A 16932-nucleotide genomic window follows, 5' to 3' on the forward strand; every position below is an offset into this window, starting at 1 on the left:
GCACGTGATGGCGATTGAAACATGGTTGCTGTTCGTTTTCGCAAGGCGCATAACGAGATTAGTGATCAGTCCGGTTAACTTGACATAAAGTTAATCCGGTTTACATAAGTCTCAAAACGGTCGAACAGGGGGACCGAGACATGAGCAATTTTGCAAATTTGCCGGCACCGTCGCCGGAGCAGGGGCTGAACCGCTACCTGCAGGAAATCCGCAAGTTCCCGATGCTAGAACCCGAAGAAGAATACATGTTGGCCAAGCGCTGGGTCGAGGACCAGGATACCGAGGCCGCGCACAAGATGGTTACCAGTCACCTGCGTCTGGCTGCCAAGATCGCCATGGGCTATCGCGGTTACGGGCTGCCGCAGGCCGAGGTGATCTCGGAGGCCAATGTCGGCCTGATGCAGGCGGTCAAACGGTTCGATCCCGAAAAGGGCTTTCGCCTGGCCACCTACGCGATGTGGTGGATCCGTGCCGCAATTCAGGAATACATCCTGCGATCCTGGAGCCTTGTGAAACTGGGCACGACCAGCGCGCAGAAAAAGCTGTTCTTCAACCTGCGCAAGGCCAAGGCGCGCATCGGGGCATTGGAAGAGGGCGACATGCGCCCCGAAAACGTGGCCCGTATCGCGAATGACCTGGGCGTGACCGAGACCGAGGTCATCTCGATGAACCGGCGTCTGTCGGGCGGCGATGCCTCGCTCAACGCGACGATCGGGTCGGAAGATGACGGCTCGGCGCAATGGCAGGACTGGCTGGAAGACGAAGGCGCGAACCAGGCCGAGGACTACGCCGAGAAGGACGAATTCACCCAGCGTATGGCCCTGATGGAAGAGGCGATGGAGGTGCTCAATGACCGCGAGCGCGATATCCTGACCCAGCGCCGCCTGCAGGATAGCCCCGTCACGCTTGAGGATCTGTCCGGCGTCTACAATGTCAGCCGCGAACGCATCCGTCAGATCGAGGTGCGCGCCTTTGAAAAGCTGCAAAAGCGCATGCGCGACCTGGCCAGGGAGCAGGGGATGATGGCCTCGGCCTGAGGTTTTGACCCGTGATGCGGCCAAAACGGGCGCCGGCTGGATCCGGCGCCCTTTGTCATTTGATCGGAATGGGTTGCGTGCAACATGGCGCAGGCGCTACGCCTGAAAGGCGCATAGTCGAACGGAGGGGGTGTCATGCAAGACGGTCTTCGCTGGGGCGTTCTGGGCGCGGCGGCCTTTGCCCGCAAAACCATGGCGCCGGCCATTCATCGCGCCGAGCGCGCGCAGTTCAGCGCGCTTGCCACGCGCGATCGCGGCAAGGCCGCCGCGTTTCAGGCCTTTGCGCCGGGGCTGCGGCTGCATGACAGCTACGACGATCTGCTGACCGATCCCGAGATCGATGCAATCTACATTCCCTTGCCCAACGCGATGCATGCCGAATGGTGCGAACGCGCGGTCAGGGCCGGCAAGGCGGTGCTGTGTGAAAAGCCCATCGCCCTCAGCCTGGCCGAGATCGACGATCTGATCGCCGTGCGGGACACCACCGGCCGCTTTCTGGCCGAAGCCTGGATGCCCGCCCATCACCCGCAATGGGATCGTGTGGCGCAGATCCTGTCCGACGGTGGCATCGGCCGATTGCACAGCGTCACCGGCGTCTTCGCCTTTCCCTTGCGCGACCCCGCGAATGTGCGCAACAGCGCCGATCTGGGGGGCGGGGCGCTGCGCGATGTGGGGGTCTATCCGATCGGCACCTTTCGTCGGGCCACAGGGTTGGAGCCCGAGGTCACGGCCGCCGAGGCCGTCCTCGAACAGGGCGTGGATGCAAGCACATGGGTGCAGGCGCGGGCCGGCGATGTCCGCTTTTCCTTTTACGTGTCCATGCGGGCGGATCTGCGGCAGGAGATGGTGTTTCACGGCAGCGACGGCTCGATCGTGGTCGAAGCGCCCTTCAATCCCGGCAGCTATGGCGAGGCGGCGCTGCACTGGCGCCGTGCGGGACAGGACGAGCTGCGTATCCGGTTCCCCGCCGTCGATCAGTACAAGCTTCAGGTCGAGGCGGTTTCAGCCAGTCTGCTGGATGGCGCGCCCTTTGCCTGCCCGCTGGAGTTCTCGCGCGGCACGCAGGCCGTCATCGACGCGGTCCTGCGCGCGATCTGATCGCGGCGCAGTGGCCACGCGCCCGGTGACACAGCCGCAAGGAAAGCAAAGCTGTCGCAAGAGGCCACACGGGCGCGACGCGGCGGGTGTTGCAGCGCGGCCAGAATAGGATCACCATACGCGCCGTGCCGTATGTCAGGGGAGCTGTGGTCGTGGCGGACGAGGACAAGATCGAAGGGCGCATTCATGGCGACCAGCCGGATGCCGACAAGGACGGCATGGGGATGCGGTTGATCTATATGCTGCTGATCGCCTTCATGCTGTCGATCTCGCAGACCGTGTTGACGGTGCTGACCGTGGTGCAATTCATCATAATGCTGGTCAATAACGGCGAAAAGAACGCGCGTCTGGCCGATTTCGGCACCGATCTTGGCATCTGGATGGCCAAGGCCGCGCGCTACCAGTCGGCGGCCTCGGATGTGAAGCCTTGGCCGTGGACGGAACTCGACTGACCCAGGCGGGTTGGGCCTTACCAGTCACAAGGGGTTTGCCATGGCAGGCGGATGGGCGCGCGATGGCGCGGTATCGGAACAGATCGAAGCCTCGATCGAGGACGAGTTGGCGCGGATGAAGGCGCGCGCGCAGCCGCAAGGTGAAAGCGCCATGTGCTGCGTCGAGTGCGAGGAAGAGATCCCCGAGGCGCGCCGGCGCGCGATTCCTGGCGTCAAGCTGTGCATCGACTGCGCAAGCGCACGCGACGGACGGACGGAGGCGCGTGGCGGGATCAATCGGCGTGGCTCGAAAGACAGCCAGTTGAAATGAGCGCGCCGCTGTCACAATCGCCCGTGTCGGACGCCCTGAACCTTGCCGGCCGCGTGCTGATCGCCGTGCTGTTTCTTGGCGGCACGGGTCAAAAGCTGCTGGACCCGACGCAGGTGCAGGGCATGCTGATGGGCATCGGGCTGTCGACCTGGCTGGTCTGGCCGGTGGCGGTGTTCAACTTGGTCGCGGCAGTGGCGCTGGTGCTGGGCCCATGGGTGCGGGCCTGGGCCCTTGTGCTGGCCGGCTATTGCCTGTTCACCAGTTTCTTTCATTGGCAGCTGCGCGCCGACCCGTGGCAGGTAACGATCATGGTCAAGAACTGGTCGATTGCCGGGGGGCTGTTGATCTTGGCGGCCAGCGGGCCGGGGCGATACGTGGCGTGGCAGGCGCGGCTGTGGCCATGGCGGCCAAAGCCCGACCGCTAAGGCCGGGCTTTGGTGCTGCGTCGAGTCACGCCCTATCGAGGTTCGAAATAGTTCATCGGCACCTTGAGGTAGGATCGCCCGTTGCCCTCGGGCGCGGGCAGGCGCCCGCCACGGATGTTCACCTGCAAGGCGGCCAGCATCAGCTTGGGCAACGGCAGGGTCTGATCGCGCGCATCGCGGACCTTGCTATACTCCGCCTCGGAGGGGGCGTCGCGCAGGTGGATGTTCTCGGCCTTGTGCCGGGCGACGGTCGCCTCGCACTGCGCCTCGCGGCCATCGGCATAGTCATGGCCGATGAACAGGCGTGTCTCGTCGGGCAGCGACAGGATCTTCTGGATCGTTTCGTACAGGTCCCTGGACGAGCCGCCGGGGAAATCGGCGCGCGAGGTGCCGCTGTCGGGCATCATCAGCGTGTCATGCACGAAGGCCGCATCCCCGGCGACATAGGTGATCGAAGCCAGCGTGTGACCGGGCGAAAAGATCACGCGCACGTCGATCGTGCCGACCTTGAACCTGTCGCCATCGGCCCAGAGGTGATCCCATTGCGAGCCATCGGTGGGGAAATCGGCGGGCAGGTTGTAGATCTCCTGCCACAGCTTTTGCACGCCCACGACGTTCTCGCCGATGGCGGTCTTCCCGCCAAGTTTCTCCTTCAGCCACGGCCCGGCCGAAAAATGGTCGGCATGGGGGTGGGTGTCGAGGATCCACTCGATCTCGATCCCGGTGTCCTGCACATAAGACAGGATCCTTTCGGCATTCGTGGTCTGGGTCGCGCCGGCCTTGGCGTCGTAATCGAGGACCGGGTCCACGATGGCGCCTTTCATGGTCTGGGGGTCGTGAAAGACGTATTGCCAGCTGCCCGTGGGTTCGTCCCAGAAGGGTTTGACGATCGGGTTCGGCATGGGATGTCCCTTTCCTTGTCTTGGTCAATCTTTTGCAAAGCTAATGCACGGGCCGTGCTTTGGTTCGCCCCATTCACGGGGTCGTGAAGGGGGCGCTTGCGGTCAGAGCGCGCGGGTCGAGAAATACCAATCGACCGTGTTGTAGCCTTCGCCGGCGCGCGCGGCGGCCTCTTCGGGGGTTTTGGGGGTGGGCACGATCACCTCGTCGCCGGGTTTCCAGTTTTCGGGCATGGCGCAGGCGTTTTCATCGGCGGTTTGCAGCGCGACCAGCAGGCGGTGGATTTCATCGACAGAGCGGCCGGCGTTCATCGGGTAGTAGACCATGGCGCGCAGCACGCCTTCGGGGTCGATGATGAAGGTGGCGCGGACGGCGGCGGTATCGGACGCGCCGGGCTGGATCATGCCATAGGCCTGGGCCACGGCCATGTTCAGATCGGCGATGATCGGGAATTTGATCTCGACGCCGAACTTCTCCTTGATGTTCAGCATCCAGGCGATGTGGCTGTAATGGCTGTCGATGGACAGGCCCAAAAGCTCGGTGTTCAGCGCGGTGAACTCATCCTGTTTGCGCGCGAATGCGATGAACTCGGTGGTGCAAACGGGCGTGAAATCGGCCGGGTGCGAGAACAGGATCAGCCATTTGCCGCGGTAATCCTCGAGGCGTTTCTGGCCGTGGGTGGTCGGCGCGTCAAAGGCCGGGGCGGTTTCGTTCAGGCGGGGGCCGGTGGGCTGGATCTGATCGGTCATCTCTGTCTCCGTCGGGGTTGGTGCGTTGCGATGAGGCAGAGATAGTGGCTGGCGAATGAGAGGTGAAATCAATTAAAAAGCTATCAGATATAGAAAAAGGCGATATAACATGGTGACGCTGCGCCAGCTTAGGTTTCTCACCGCCGTGGCCGATCATCTGAATTTTTCCCGTGCGGCCGAGGCGTGTTTCGTGACCCAGCCGACGCTGAGCGCCGGGATCAAGGAGATGGAGGCGCGCCTGGGCGTGCAACTGGTCGAACGGACGCGGCGTAGCGTGATGCTGACCCCCCTGGGCGAAGAGATCGCGGCCCGCGGGCGGCGCCTGCTGCTGGAGGCCGAGGAGATCGACAAGCTGGCCGAGGCGCATCTGCGCCCCGATGAGGGGGCGTTACGGCTGGGGGCGATCCCCACGATCGGGCCCTACCTGATCCCGCCCGCCCTGCCGGCGTTGCGCGGGGCGTTTCCAAAGCTCAAGATCTACTTGCGCGAGGAAATCACCGACAGCCTGATCGCCGGGTTGGGCGAGGGGCGGCTTGACGTGATCCTGATCGCGCTGCCCTTCGAGATCGGATCGCTCGATCACATGGCCTTGTTCGAAGATGGCTATCAACTGGCCACGCCGCCCGGCCCGATGGCCGCTTCGGGCCCCGAGGCGCTTGGCCTTGGCGGGCAGGTGATGCTGCTGGAAAAGGGTCACTGCCTGCAACGCCACGCGCTGCAGGCCTTTCCCGACCGGCATCTGGAACGGGACGAAAGCTTTTCTGCCACCAGCCTGACGACCCTGATCGCCATGGTGTCCGAGGGGTTGGGCATCACCCTGTTGCCGAACCTTGCCGTTGACGCGGGCGTGGCGGCGGGCGGGGCGGTGACCTTGACGCCCCTGCCCGAGGCGTGCCCGAGGCAGGTCGTTCTGGCCTGGCGCAAGACGAGCGCGCGCAAGGACGTGTTCCGCCGGATCGGGCGCATCCTGACCCAGACCCGGCACCAGATGGACCCGGGCGGCCGGTGACCCGGTCATGCGGCTGGAGGATGGGTCAGATCGCCGACGAGGTCGTTGCTTTCGCCTCGCGTCTTCTGTGCGCGACCCTGTTGTCGCGGCATGGTGGACACGGAAAAGGGTGACGAAAACCCCACAGCGCACAGGGGGGGCAGCGGCGGCAGTGGTGACTTTTCTTGCCTTGTGGACCCGTGCAGCACTATTTTTGCCACAATCATCCGCCACCAAGCGCGGAAAGAATAAAAGAAACACGAGGCATGGTGATGGCAGGACAAGGCCCCTGGGCGGCCCCCTTCTTCTATGCGGTCACGTTTGTGGTGGCGGCGGGCGCGGCACAGGCCGACGGCTTTTCGACCGAGGCGCCGCAGGTCGATCCTGCGGTGACGGCGCAGCCACTCGACCCTGACGAGGGCCGGCGCATCCTGGGTGTGGTGCGCATTTTCGACAATGACTGGTACGGCATCCCGGTGGGTGACCGCTACGATCGCTGGCAGACGGGCAGTTTCGCCGTTTCGCTGCTGCACGGCGACCCGTGGCGGGACGCCCTGCCGGATCGCCCCTTCGAGCTGATGGAATATCGTCTGCGCGGACAGGTGATTGCCCCTGACAACCTGGCGGCCCCCATGCCTGGCGACAGGCCCTATGCCTCGAGCTGGTGGCTGGGTGCGGCCACCCATTTCGGATGGCAGGGCTTTGACATCGCCGCGGGGGCGGATGTGGTCATGGTCGGTCAGCAGACGGGGCTGATGCGATTGCATAGCCATGTGCACGAGTTTTTCGGCAACAACCCGGTCGATATCGACGCGTTCGAGATCGATGACGGGGTCTATCTGCACGGCCGTCTCGAAGTGTCGCGCAATTTCGAATTCGATCGGTTCGCCTTGCGCCCCTTCGTCGCCGTTCAGGCGGGGGTCGAGACCCTGGCCCGCGCAGGGGTCGACCTGACCTTCGGCAATCTGGGGGCAGGGGGGCGTGCGCCTGCGCGACGAGGTCACCGGCCAGCGGATCGCGGGGCTCAACTCGGCCGAAACCCTGGGCGGTTGGTCCTTTCTGTTCGGGGGCGACATGGCATACATCAGCGACTCGGTCTTTCTGCCCGAGGACCGTGGCGCGCCCCTGGAAGAGGTCCGCCATCGTCTGCGGGCCGGCGTGAACTACGGGATCGGCGACAGCAATTTCTTCTACGGCGTCACCTACCTGTCCGAGGAATTCGAGGCCCAGCCGGCGGGCCAGGTCGTGGGAACGCTGTCCATCGACATCCGGTTCTAAACCCGAAACGCCGGCGCCGATGCGAATCAGCGGCTTCACAGGCTGATTCGCACATGCTAGGTTGCCCCGCATAACGCCGGACAACCGGCGAAGAACAGAACCTATGAGGCGGGGCAATGGGCACGGGCTTGCGGGGCGCGTTCATGTTGGCATGGGCGCAAACCTGGATCGAAGGATTACCGGCAGAACCAAATCAAGAACTGGCCGAGGGGATGACATGGCGCTGGCACGGCCGCGCCCTGCCACTGGAAGGCGACGGCGCCGCCCTCATGCTCTCCGCCAGCCGGGATCACGAAGAGCTCCGTGCGCGTGCGGCGCGGGTGGTGAGGAAACTCCTCCAGCACCCTGCGCGCAGCCCCGCCGACCTTTCCGACGACCCCGAGGATCCGCTTTTGTCGGGCGGGTTCATCGTCTCTGACGGCGCCGGCTTTTTCACGGCCGTTCCCGTTCCGGTCGAGGATGGCGCCACGCCGATCCTGATGTTTCCCGATGGCCTGCCCGCCCCCGGCCGCGACCACACCATCATCGCCCGGTCCGAGCGGTTCGTGCCGCAGGACCGTCAGGCGGCGGCATCGGTCATCTGTTTCACGCCCGGCACCCGTCTGCGCACCGAGCAGGGCGAGGCCGCCATCGAGGATCTGGGGCCGGGCGACCGCATCCTGACCCGTGACGACGGCCCGCAAGAGGTAATCTGGAGCGGGAACCGCCGCATGTCGGGCGCCCGCCTTTTCGCCATGCCTGACCAGCGCCCTATCCGTCTGCGGGCCGGGGCCTTGGGCGTGGACCGGCCCGACGCCGATCTGGTGGTCAGCCCGGAACACCGGATTCTGGTGGGGGGGGCGGCCTCGCGCGATCTGTGGGGCGAGCCCGAGGTGCTTGTGCGGGCCGCGGACCTTGTGGGCGATACGCGGGTGACCGTCGATCATTCGCTGCGGGAAACCTATTACATTCACCTCATGCTCGACCGTCATCAGGTCGTCTGGGCCAACGGCCTCGAGGTCGAGACCTTTCATCCCGGTTTCATGGGGCTCGATCACCTGAGCCGGTTGCAGCGCGACTGCCTGCTGGACATGCGCCCCGAGCTGGAGGCCGACCCCCACGCCTATGGCGCGCCAGCGCGCCGCGCGCTGACCCAGGCCGAGGCGGCGATCCTGCTGGAGGGCGCCCGCATGCGCCCCGGCGCCGTACGCACGGCGGCCTAGGCGACGGCCGGACGCCCCGGCCATTGACACCTGCACACCAAGGTGTAAAAGCGCGCCTCAACCCCGGTCGTTCAGGCCGGGGTCTTCATTTGGTGTTGGCGGCCCCCGCGAGGGGAAGCCTGTCGGGCCCCGGACCCCGTCCGGATAAGTCCAAAGGACAACGCCCTTCACTTGCGCCCCATCCGGGGCCCCTATCGAAGGAGATCAGACGGTGACCAAACGCACCTCTGCCAAGTACAAGATCGACCGCCGCATGGGCGAAAACATCTGGGGCCGCGCCAAGTCGCCGGTCAACCGCCGCGAATACGGCCCCGGCCAGCACGGCCAGCGCCGCAAGGGCAAGATGTCGGATTTCGGCCTGCAGCTGCGCGCCAAGCAGAAACTCAAGGGCTACTACGGCGATCTGACCGAAAAGCAGTTCCGCCGCATCTACGCCGAGGCCGAGCGCCTGCGCGGCGACACCGGTGAACAGCTGATCGGCCTGCTCGAGCGTCGCCTCGACGCCGTCGTCTACCGTGCCAAATTCGTGCCGACCGTTTTCGCCGCACGCCAGTTCGTGAACCACGGCCATGTTCTGGTGAACGGCAAGCGCGTCAACATCCCCTCCTACCGCGTGCAGGAAGGCGACGTGATCGAGGTGCGCGAAAAGTCCAAGCAGATGGCGCTGGTCCTCGAAGCCAGCCAACTGCCCGAGCGTGACGTGCCCGACTATCTCGACGTCGACCATTCCAAGATGACCGCAAGCTTCGTGCGCACCCCCGGCCTGGCCGATGTGCCCTACCCGGTCCATATGGAGCCGAACCTGGTCATCGAATACTACGCGCAGAACTAAGGTTCGCGCCAATCCGAATGACAAAAGGCCGCCCGCCCGGGCGGCCTTTTTCGTGTGGTGGATGGCCTTGGGGGGCGGCGCTTTTTGCTTGGTGCCGATAACCCCCGCGCAGGCCGAAAGTGAGACCGGTCGACGCTCATGTGCCCCAAGTGACATGCGCGCACCCCGTGGCCTTGCAAGGCGCGCGGATGACCATCATCGAAAGACTGGCCGCCCGGCTGGGCCCCTTGCCTACGACATGCTCGGGTGGCGCGGGTGATCATCCAGCCATCCCCAACCCGCGCCTTGGCCTCATAGAACGTGACGTGTCAGGCGCTTGATTGCCGGGTTTGGCTTTTGTGGATCATCCGAAGGGCAGGTTTCGACCTCAAAGCGGCAGCGGCTGCCATCCGGGGCCAGAACGGTCAGGTCCTCGGGGTCGGCGGCGGACTCCATCACATGGCGCGCGAATTGGGCGCCATAGCCGCGCGGCGGCAGCACGGAGGCGATGAACGCCTCGATCGCCTCGGCGCCCACGATCTCACCGAAGGGCGAGGCGGTGGACCAGACGGCGTCCGGATGGAACAGGCGGGCCGCCGCCGGCCCGTCGCGTCGGTCGACGCAATCGAGAAACTGCATCAGCAGGGCACGCGGGCTCTGACGGGCCGCATAGCGGGTATGGAGTAGCTGATGTGCCGCCGGAGAGTTCGGCGCGCCAAGCTCGGTCGCATAGAGGGTCTGGACGTCGGTGTTCTCGTGCGACCGGCGACGCGGCGCTTGCGCGTCGACCGCGTAGATCGACCTCGCGCGTTTTTCGAGGATGTGCGGGTCCAGCGACTTCGGCTCTCCACCACCGCCCAGGCAGCCGCCGACACAGGCCATGACCTCGATGGCGACGAACTCGTCGCGCCAGGTGTCTTCCTCCAATAGCCGTTGCGCCGCAGCGATGCCGTTGCAGACGGCCACCGTGCCGACACCGGGAATGGTGGCCGTTTTCACGCCCCTGCGCACGCCCCGTAACGCTTCCCACTCCAATGGCAGGGACTCGTCCGCGCCCTGCAGATGGGTCGCGGTGCGCACCATTGCCTCCATCACGCCGCCCGATGCGCCAAAGATCTGCGCCGCGCCGGTGCTTTCGCCCAGCGGGCTGTCGAACGCGCCATCCTCGGGCAATGCGCCGAAGGCGATCCCGCGCGTTCGGATCATCCTTGCCAACTCCCGTGTCGTCAGCACGTGATCCACGTCGCCCGACATGCCGGGGCGTTGGGCCTCGTCCTTTTTCGCCGTGCAGGGCATGACGCTGACGACATAGGGTTCCGCGGTGCCCGAGGCGAAATCCCCCCCGAGCGCCCGGGCGAACATGCCGCGCTTGGCGATGGCCCCGTGCATTTGCTGGGGGGATTTGGTCGTGCTCAGATGCGGCAGCAGATCGGGGCGGTTCAGTTCGACCCAGTTCACCCAGCCCGGGCAGCAGGAGGTGAACAGCGGCAGGTCCTTTCCGCCGCGAATGCGCGCAAGCAGTTCCGAGCCTTCCTCCATGATCGTCAGATCGGCGGCGAAATTGGTGTCGAACACAAAATCGAAGCCGAGCGCGCGCAGCGCATTGATCAGGCGGCCGGTGCTGACCGTTCCCGGGGCAAGGCCGAACTCTTCGCTGATGGCCACGCGGGTGGCCGGCGCCACCTGCACGACCGAGACACGGCGATGGCCATCGAGCGTGCGCAAAACCTCGTGCCAATGCGGCGCTTCGATCAGGGCCCCGACCGGGCAGACAAGGGTACATTGCCCGCAGGAAATGCACTTGGTTCGACCCAGCGGCTGGTCGAACACGGTGACGGGGTGCCGGTCAAATCCGCGTTGCGCGAAGCCGATCACGTTCTGGTCCTGCACCGCGTCACCGCACACCTCGGCGCAGAGCCCGCATTCGATGCATTTGGACAGATCGCGCCAGATGCTGGGCGAGGTATGGTCCGACGCCATGGTATCGGGGCCATCCGCCGGACCCGCGGGGACCTTGGGCCAGAACTCGTCCCATTGGTTTTCGCTGACAAGCCGCTGAAGCTGACACGCCCCGTTCACTTCGCAGCGCATGCAGTCATTCGGGTGGCGCGCCAAGAGCCATTGCGCATCGGCCAGGCGAAAGGCCTGCAATGCATTGGAGTCGGTGGTCACGACATCACCATCCCGCGCCAGGGTTCTGCAGGCCGGCTGCGGGCGGTCGGCGCCGTCGATCTCGACAAGGCACATGCGGCAGACGGCCTTGGCCGGAAGGCCGGGGTAGTGACACAGGGTCGGCACATGCACGCCCGCCGCCCGCGCAGCGTCCAGAAGGCTGCTGCCTTCTGCACAGTCCACCTGCCGCCCGTTCACCGAAAGCGTGATCATTCGGCGTCACCTCCTCACGGGGGCAGTCATACCAGAATTTCACCGCCGCAACAGGGCGTCGGCCCCCCTGTTGCCCAGCGTCGGTCGCATGGTGCATGGCGCGATGGCCCCAAAAGGCCATCCCTCTCTGCGTCAGCGCACAGACATACCCCTCGTCAGGCGATGCGTTTCGGCGTATCTGCACGGGGATGGCACTTGGTGATACCCTGAAAACCCTGTCCCTGTCCGAGGCGGAGGCGCTGCCGATCTGGCGGCGGCCCGTGGCCCTGCTGGCGGTCATGGCCTTTGCCATGCCCATCGCCTTTGCGACCTGGTCGGCGCTTTTGAACAATTTCGTCATCGAAATGGCGGGGTTCGACGGGTCGGACATCGGGTGGCTGCACACGGTGCGCGAGATCCCGGGCTTCCTGGCCATCGGTGTGATCTTGCTGATCCTCTTCATCCGCGAACAGGTGCTGGGGCTGATCTCCCTGATGCTGTTGGGCATCGCCACGGCGATGACGGCGCAATTCCCGTCGCTTGGCGGGCTTTTGTTCGTGACCCTGCTCAGTTCGATCGGGTTTCACTATTACGAGACGGTGAACCAGTCGCTGCAGCTGCAATGGATCGACAAGAAAAAGGCGCCGCAGACCTTGGGGTGGTTGCTGTCGATCGGGTCGGGGGCGACACTGGTGGCCTATGCGCTAATCGTGCTGACTTGGCGGGCCTATGACCTCAGCTACGATCTGGTCTACTGGGTCGCGGGCGGCACCACGGCGGCCATCGCGCTGTTCTGTTTCCTCGCCTACCCGCAATTCGAAAGCCCCAATCCGCAGACCAAGAAGATGGTCCTGCGCAAGCGCTACTGGCTGTATTACGCGCTGCAATTCATGTCCGGCGCGCGGCGGCAGATCTTCGTCGTCTTCGCGGGCTTCATGATGGTCGAACGCTACGGGTTCGAGGTGCACCAGATCACCGCGCTGTTCATGGGCACGCTCTTGGCCAACATGGTGGCGGCGCCCCTGTTGGGGGCGGTGGTCGCGCGCTTTGGCGAGCGTCTGGCCCTGATCATCGAATATGCGGGCTTGGGGATGGTTTTCATCCTCTATGCCGGGCTCTACTGGTTCGACTGGGGGCCGGTCATGGCCGGGGCGCTTTACGTGGTGAACCACCTGTTTTTCGCGCTGGCACTGGCCATCAAGACTTATTTCCAGAAAATCGCCGCGCCGGGCGATATCGCGCCCACGGCCGCCGTGGCCTTCACCATCAACCATATCGCGGCGGTGTTTCTGCCGGCGGGGTTGGGGTATCTCTGGCTGACCTCGCCCGTGTCGGTCTTCGTGCTGGCGGCGGCCATGGCGCTGGTGTCGCTGCTCTTGTCGCTGTTGGTGCCGCGCCACCCCGAACCGGGCCGCGAGACGTTGCTCGTCGGCCCGCCGTAGCCCCCGCCCCGGCCGAGTAGATCAGACAGACCGCCGCTGCCGCTGGCACAGGGGCGCGATCGAGAAATGCGTGATCGCGCCGTTCAGCATCTCGAACGCCAAACGGCTGCTGCACCCGTCCGCCATGGTGCCGGTGCCTTCGATCCGGCCTTGCCGCACGCCGTTCGACATGGACCACGCGACCGAGGTGAAGCTGACCTCCGAAAAGGCCGCAAGCGGGTCGAAGATGGCGCGCATAGCGTCCTCGCTCAGGCTGTCGGCGGTGCCGAGGTGGAGTAGCGCGCGTGCCTCGGCGATCTGACCGGAGCCGCCAAGGGCCAGGAATTCGCGCGCCGTGCGGCTATCGCCCCTTTGATCCGGGAAGCCGAAACTTATTGCCCCGCCGATGACGGCGAAAACGCCCACTGGACTCTTGAGCATGGCCTTGTCCCTCCTGCCGTCCGTCATTCCATACTAGCCCGAACGGAGGGCGCGCGGGCAGGCCGGGTTTTCCGACCCTCCGGGGTTCCCGACAGACGCGCCCGGCACGACACGGCCCGGGGCCGCGATCCTCGGCAGCGCGGCGCATGGTTGCCCGAGGGCACCGCGTGGCTGGCCTAACGGGGCGGCGCAGGCTATGCGGTGGGTGACATACGCAGGAAAGGCCCCGCCATGCCCACTTTCACGGCGCTCACCACTCTTCCCGGAAAGGACAAGGCCGAGGCGCTTGGCCTCGCGCTCGAAGATATCATGCCCGAGCCGACCGGCGTCGGGGTCTTCGAACTGGAGGACGGCTCGGGCCTGTGGGAGGTCGGGGCGTATTTCACCGAAAGCCCCGATGAGGTTGCCCTTGCGCTGCTGGCCGCGGCCCATGGCGCGCAGCCCTTTGCCGTCTCTGAACTGCCCGAAACCGATTGGGTCGCCCATGTACGCCGCGAGTTGCACCCGGTCGCGGCGGGGCGGTTCTATCTGCACGGATCTCATGACGCCGACACGGTCCCGGCCACGGCCACACCGCTGTTGATCGAGGCGGCGATGGCCTTTGGCACGGGGCATCACGGCACGACAAAGGGCTGCCTCGAGGCATATGACGCGCTGCTTTCGCAGGGGGTCGTGCCCGAAAATGCCGTCGATATCGGCTGCGGCACGGCTGTGCTGGCCATTGCGGCGGCCAAGACCTCTCCGAACCCTGTCCTCGCCTCCGATATCGACCCTGTTTCCGTCGAGGTCGCATTGGCCAATGCAGCGGCCAACGGGGTCGCGGGGCGCGTCCGCTGTGTCGAGGCCGCCGGCTTCGATCACCCCGACCTCGCGGCGAAAGCGCCCTTCGATCTGGTCTTTGCCAATATCCTAAAGGGTCCGCTGATCGACCTTGCCCCCGCCATGGCGGCCCATGTCGCGCCTGGCGGGCATGTGATCCTGTCGGGCATTCTGAACGAGCAGGCCGACGAGGTGATCGCCGCCTACGCCGCGCAAAACATGCGCGTGCTGACCCGGTCGGAAATCGGCGAATGGACGACATTAACCCTGATTGCTTAAATTTTGTCGCAATTCAGCCGCAATTGTGGTACCTACAGCGTCGGTGGGGGTGACTTGGAATTGTCAGGTTGCCCTAATGGCTTATAAAGAAACGACTTTTGCAGACCGTGTCGCGCGCATCGAGCGTGCCCGCTCGAAAGGATTATTTCGTCGCCGTCGCGCCCGCAGGATGCCGCGGGGCGTGGTAATGCATCCCGATGGTGTGATCACCTACAACAGACCTCGGGAACGACGCTTCAGCTTCGCTTTTCCCTTGCGCGGTCTGATGCTCGCCTTTGCGCTGATCGTCGCCGTAAAGGCCTTTCTGATGTCGGCAATTGGCATGGAGGCATATGGCGCGGCCGTGGCCCAGCTGCTGGCTGGGTCCGATTTGGAGCGCGTCGCCGGCCTGATCTTGGCGCCTGATGCTGTCTCGCTTTGGGTGGTGGATGGGTACGAGGCGGTGTCGCGTCTTGTGACTGACGCTCTGGCGCGATCGGCCGCCTAAGCGATACCGGCCGACATCCGGCAACAAGAAAGGCGCGCTGGCCTGGCCCGCGCGCCTTGTCTGTCGATGGATCGGTGGCGGGCAGTTCACGCCTGCCGCGCGTTCTGCGTCAGCGGTGCCGGCCCTCGGCGATCATGTCGATGTCGCCCCGCACGAGGCCCAGATCGTCCAGCTCGCGGTCGGTCAGTTGCGACAGCGCCTTGCGCGTCACGCGTGCATCATTCCATGCGGCGATGCGGCCGACCATCCCGGCAAGGACGGTCGTGGCGCTGATCCCTGCGCCGAGGGGGCGGTTGGTGATGATGGCCATTGGTCTCATCCTTTCCGGTCGAAGTCACGGTTTGGGGCACCTAGACGATGCCCGTGCGAATACTCCGCAACTAGCTGCCGAAAACCCCGCTCACAAGTCGTGATTTTTGCATGGGTTCCATGCGCGGTCTGCATGTCTCGAATTCCGCCTAAGCCAATGGATTAAATGGCAAAAATTCGCCTAGACTCGTGTCGTTTTTCAACCTTCGAATGACGATTTTCGACCGCCGGAAACGCCGCGTGTCGCAACCGGATCGCGGGGTGTCGAAAACGCGCATCGCTTGGCAAATGTTCGCCTTTCGTGCTAATGATGCGGAAAGGTCGCGGAAAAGGCGACGCAGCAGGGGCAGGCGGGCGGCAGATGCGCATCATCGGGATCGATCCGGGGCTGGCATGCCTCGGTTGGGGCGTCATCGACGCCGATCAGGGGCGAATCAGGCATGTTGCGAATGGGCAATGCCGCTCGTCCGGACCGGATCTGGCGCAACGGCTGCTGTCGCTGCACCAGCAGCTCAGCGATGTGTTCGCCACACACCGGCCTGCCGCCGCCGCGGTCGAGCAGACCTTCATGAACCGCGACGGCGTGGCGACGCTGAAACTGGGGCAGGCGCGCGGCATCGCGATGCTGGTGCCGGCGCAGGCCGGGCTGTCGGTGGCGGAATATGCCCCGAACGCGGTGAAGAAGGCCGTGGTCGGCGTGGGGCATGCCGACAAACGCCAGATCCAGCACATGGTGCGTCTGCAGATGCCCGGTGTGGCCCTGGCCGGTCCCGATGCGGCGGATGCGCTGGCGATTGCGATGTGCCATTCCTTTCACGCACAGTCGGCCGGGCGTTTGTCGGCGGCGTTGGCCGCGGCGGAGGGGCGTCGATGATCGGCAAACTGGCAGGGCGGCTTGACTACAAGGCGGGTGATCACGTGCTGATCGATGTCGGCGGTGTCGGCTATGTGGTGCATTGTTCGGACCGCACCTTGGCCGCATTGCCGGGGCCGGGCGAGGCGGTGGCGCTTTATACCGAGTTGCTGGTGCGCGAGGATCTGTTGCAGCTGTTCGGCTTCGTCACCCCGTATGAGCGCGAATGGCACCGCCTGCTGGTTTCGGTTCAGGGGGTGGGCGCCAAGGCGTCGATGGCCATTCTGGGCACGTTGGGGGCCGACGGGGTCGCGCGGGCCATCACCCTCGGCGATGCGGCGGCGGTCAAGGCCGCGCCGGGCGTCGGCCCGAAACTGGCGCAACGGGTGGTCAACGAGTTGAAGGACAAGGCGCCGGCCACGATGGCGATGGGCGGCAGCATGGGCGCGGCCATGGGCGATGCCCCAGCGCAGGTGATCGCGCCCGATCCCGTGGCCACCCCATCCCCACCGGCGCAGGCCCCCTCCAGCAGTGCCCAGGCCGATGCGCTGTCGGCGCTGCAGAACCTTGGCTATGCGCCATCCGATGCGGCCCGCGCCGTGGCCGAGGCCGCGGGCCATGACGGGGCGGCCGAGACCTCGGCCCTGATCCGCGCGGCCCTGCGCCTGCTGGCGCCGCGAGACCAGGCGTGATGCTGGCCACACACCCC

The 16932-nt window shown here is 65.2% G+C and carries 20 protein-coding genes; 14 read left to right on the top strand and 6 right to left on the bottom strand.

What is annotated here, in order from left to right; genetic code table 11:
* Nucleotides 1-140: 140 nt before the first annotated feature.
* From rpoH to ROSELON_RS08670, 5 genes are all read left to right on the top strand, one after another.
* Nucleotides 141-1037 (top strand): RNA polymerase sigma factor RpoH, encoded by an 897-nt coding sequence (gene rpoH / locus ROSELON_RS08650; protein WP_025312013.1) that lies wholly within the window; start codon nucleotides 141-143, stop codon nucleotides 1035-1037.
* Nucleotides 1038-1172: 135 nt separating this feature from the next.
* Nucleotides 1173-2135 (top strand): Gfo/Idh/MocA family protein, encoded by a 963-nt coding sequence (locus ROSELON_RS08655; RefSeq protein ID WP_025312014.1) that lies wholly within the window; start codon nucleotides 1173-1175, stop codon nucleotides 2133-2135.
* Between the two features lie 152 nt (nucleotides 2136-2287).
* Nucleotides 2288-2587 (top strand): DUF4389 domain-containing protein, encoded by a 300-nt coding sequence (locus tag ROSELON_RS08660; protein WP_025312015.1) that lies wholly within the window; start codon nucleotides 2288-2290, stop codon nucleotides 2585-2587.
* A gap of 40 nt (nucleotides 2588-2627) precedes the next feature.
* A complete protein-coding gene (locus ROSELON_RS08665; RefSeq protein ID WP_025312016.1) occupies nucleotides 2628-2897 on the top strand; it encodes a DksA/TraR family C4-type zinc finger protein in 270 nt (89 codons plus the stop codon).
* Nucleotides 2894-3322 (top strand): DoxX family protein, encoded by a 429-nt coding sequence (locus tag ROSELON_RS08670; protein ID WP_051508383.1) that lies wholly within the window; start codon nucleotides 2894-2896, stop codon nucleotides 3320-3322. The genes ROSELON_RS08665 and ROSELON_RS08670 overlap by 4 nt, the downstream gene beginning before the upstream one ends.
* A 32-nt stretch (nucleotides 3323-3354) precedes the next feature.
* Here ROSELON_RS08670 and ROSELON_RS08675 read toward each other — a convergent pair whose 3' ends face one another.
* Nucleotides 3355-4224: an MBL fold metallo-hydrolase gene (locus ROSELON_RS08675; RefSeq protein WP_025312018.1), complete on the bottom strand. Its 870-nt coding sequence runs from the start codon at nucleotides 4222-4224 to the stop codon at nucleotides 3355-3357.
* A 102-nt stretch (nucleotides 4225-4326) separates the two neighbouring features.
* Nucleotides 4327-4971, bottom strand: coding sequence for a peroxiredoxin (locus ROSELON_RS08680; protein WP_025312019.1), 645 nt, complete (start codon nucleotides 4969-4971; stop codon nucleotides 4327-4329).
* Nucleotides 4972-5080: 109 nt separating this feature from the next.
* Here ROSELON_RS08680 and ROSELON_RS08685 point away from each other — a divergent pair, with 109 nt between their 5' ends.
* A complete protein-coding gene (locus ROSELON_RS08685) occupies nucleotides 5081-5980 on the top strand; it encodes a hydrogen peroxide-inducible genes activator (RefSeq protein ID WP_025312020.1) in 900 nt (299 codons plus the stop codon).
* 5 nt (nucleotides 5981-5985) lie between these two features.
* Here ROSELON_RS08685 and ROSELON_RS18720 read toward each other — a convergent pair whose 3' ends face one another.
* The gene (locus tag ROSELON_RS18720) at nucleotides 5986-6963 is read right to left on the bottom strand and encodes a hypothetical protein (protein WP_025312021.1); all 978 of its coding nucleotides are present in this window, start codon (nucleotides 6961-6963) and stop codon (nucleotides 5986-5988) included.
* Between ROSELON_RS18720 and ROSELON_RS18420 the strand changes: the two genes are divergently transcribed.
* From ROSELON_RS18420 to rpsD, 3 genes are all read left to right on the top strand, one after another.
* Nucleotides 6941-7237: a lipid A-modifier LpxR family protein gene (locus tag ROSELON_RS18420; protein WP_025312022.1), complete on the top strand. Its 297-nt coding sequence runs from the start codon at nucleotides 6941-6943 to the stop codon at nucleotides 7235-7237. The two genes, ROSELON_RS18720 and ROSELON_RS18420, sit on opposite strands and share 23 nt — an antisense overlap.
* Before the next feature lie 143 nt (nucleotides 7238-7380).
* Nucleotides 7381-8439 (top strand): Hint domain-containing protein, encoded by a 1059-nt coding sequence (locus ROSELON_RS08695; protein WP_217520141.1) that lies wholly within the window; start codon nucleotides 7381-7383, stop codon nucleotides 8437-8439.
* A gap of 211 nt (nucleotides 8440-8650) precedes the next feature.
* The gene (gene rpsD / locus ROSELON_RS08700; protein WP_025312024.1) at nucleotides 8651-9271 is read left to right on the top strand and encodes a 30S ribosomal protein S4; all 621 of its coding nucleotides are present in this window, start codon (nucleotides 8651-8653) and stop codon (nucleotides 9269-9271) included.
* A 291-nt stretch (nucleotides 9272-9562) separates the two neighbouring features.
* Here the strand turns inward: rpsD and ROSELON_RS08705 are convergent, their stop codons facing one another.
* Nucleotides 9563-11635: a [FeFe] hydrogenase, group A gene (locus ROSELON_RS08705; RefSeq protein WP_025312025.1), complete on the bottom strand. Its 2073-nt coding sequence runs from the start codon at nucleotides 11633-11635 to the stop codon at nucleotides 9563-9565.
* A gap of 188 nt (nucleotides 11636-11823) precedes the next feature.
* Between ROSELON_RS08705 and ROSELON_RS08710 the strand changes: the two genes are divergently transcribed.
* A complete protein-coding gene (locus ROSELON_RS08710; RefSeq protein WP_198020739.1) occupies nucleotides 11824-13056 on the top strand; it encodes an MFS transporter in 1233 nt (410 codons plus the stop codon).
* A 21-nt stretch (nucleotides 13057-13077) separates the two neighbouring features.
* On the opposite strand, the gene ROSELON_RS08715 is transcribed toward ROSELON_RS08710, so the two are convergent.
* Nucleotides 13078-13476, bottom strand: coding sequence for a hypothetical protein (locus ROSELON_RS08715; RefSeq protein ID WP_156945907.1), 399 nt, complete (start codon nucleotides 13474-13476; stop codon nucleotides 13078-13080).
* A gap of 231 nt (nucleotides 13477-13707) precedes the next feature.
* Here ROSELON_RS08715 and ROSELON_RS08720 point away from each other — a divergent pair, with 231 nt between their 5' ends.
* A complete protein-coding gene (locus ROSELON_RS08720; protein WP_025312028.1) occupies nucleotides 13708-14574 on the top strand; it encodes a 50S ribosomal protein L11 methyltransferase in 867 nt (288 codons plus the stop codon).
* Nucleotides 14575-14776: 202 nt separating this feature from the next.
* Nucleotides 14777-15061, top strand: a complete 285-nt coding sequence (locus ROSELON_RS08725; protein WP_217520143.1) for a hypothetical protein — start codon at nucleotides 14777-14779, stop codon at nucleotides 15059-15061.
* A gap of 109 nt (nucleotides 15062-15170) precedes the next feature.
* Here ROSELON_RS08725 and ROSELON_RS08730 read toward each other — a convergent pair whose 3' ends face one another.
* Nucleotides 15171-15371: a DUF1127 domain-containing protein gene (locus ROSELON_RS08730; RefSeq protein ID WP_025312030.1), complete on the bottom strand. Its 201-nt coding sequence runs from the start codon at nucleotides 15369-15371 to the stop codon at nucleotides 15171-15173.
* Nucleotides 15372-15731: 360 nt separating this feature from the next.
* On the opposite strand from ROSELON_RS08730, the gene ruvC reads away from it, so the two are divergent.
* Nucleotides 15732-16244 carry a crossover junction endodeoxyribonuclease RuvC gene (gene ruvC / locus ROSELON_RS08735; protein WP_025312031.1) on the top strand — a complete coding sequence of 171 codons (513 nt, stop codon included), beginning with the start codon at nucleotides 15732-15734 and terminating at the stop codon, nucleotides 16242-16244.
* Entirely contained in the window at nucleotides 16241-16915 is a 675-nt protein-coding gene (ruvA, locus tag ROSELON_RS08740; protein ID WP_025312032.1) for a Holliday junction branch migration protein RuvA, read from the top strand. Before ruvC ends, ruvA begins: the two co-directional genes overlap by 4 nt.
* Nucleotides 16916-16932: the final 17 nt, after the last annotated feature.

Source organism: Roseibacterium elongatum DSM 19469 (assembly GCF_000590925.1).
Taxonomy (GTDB): Bacteria; Pseudomonadota; Alphaproteobacteria; order Rhodobacterales; family Rhodobacteraceae; genus Roseibacterium; species Roseibacterium elongatum.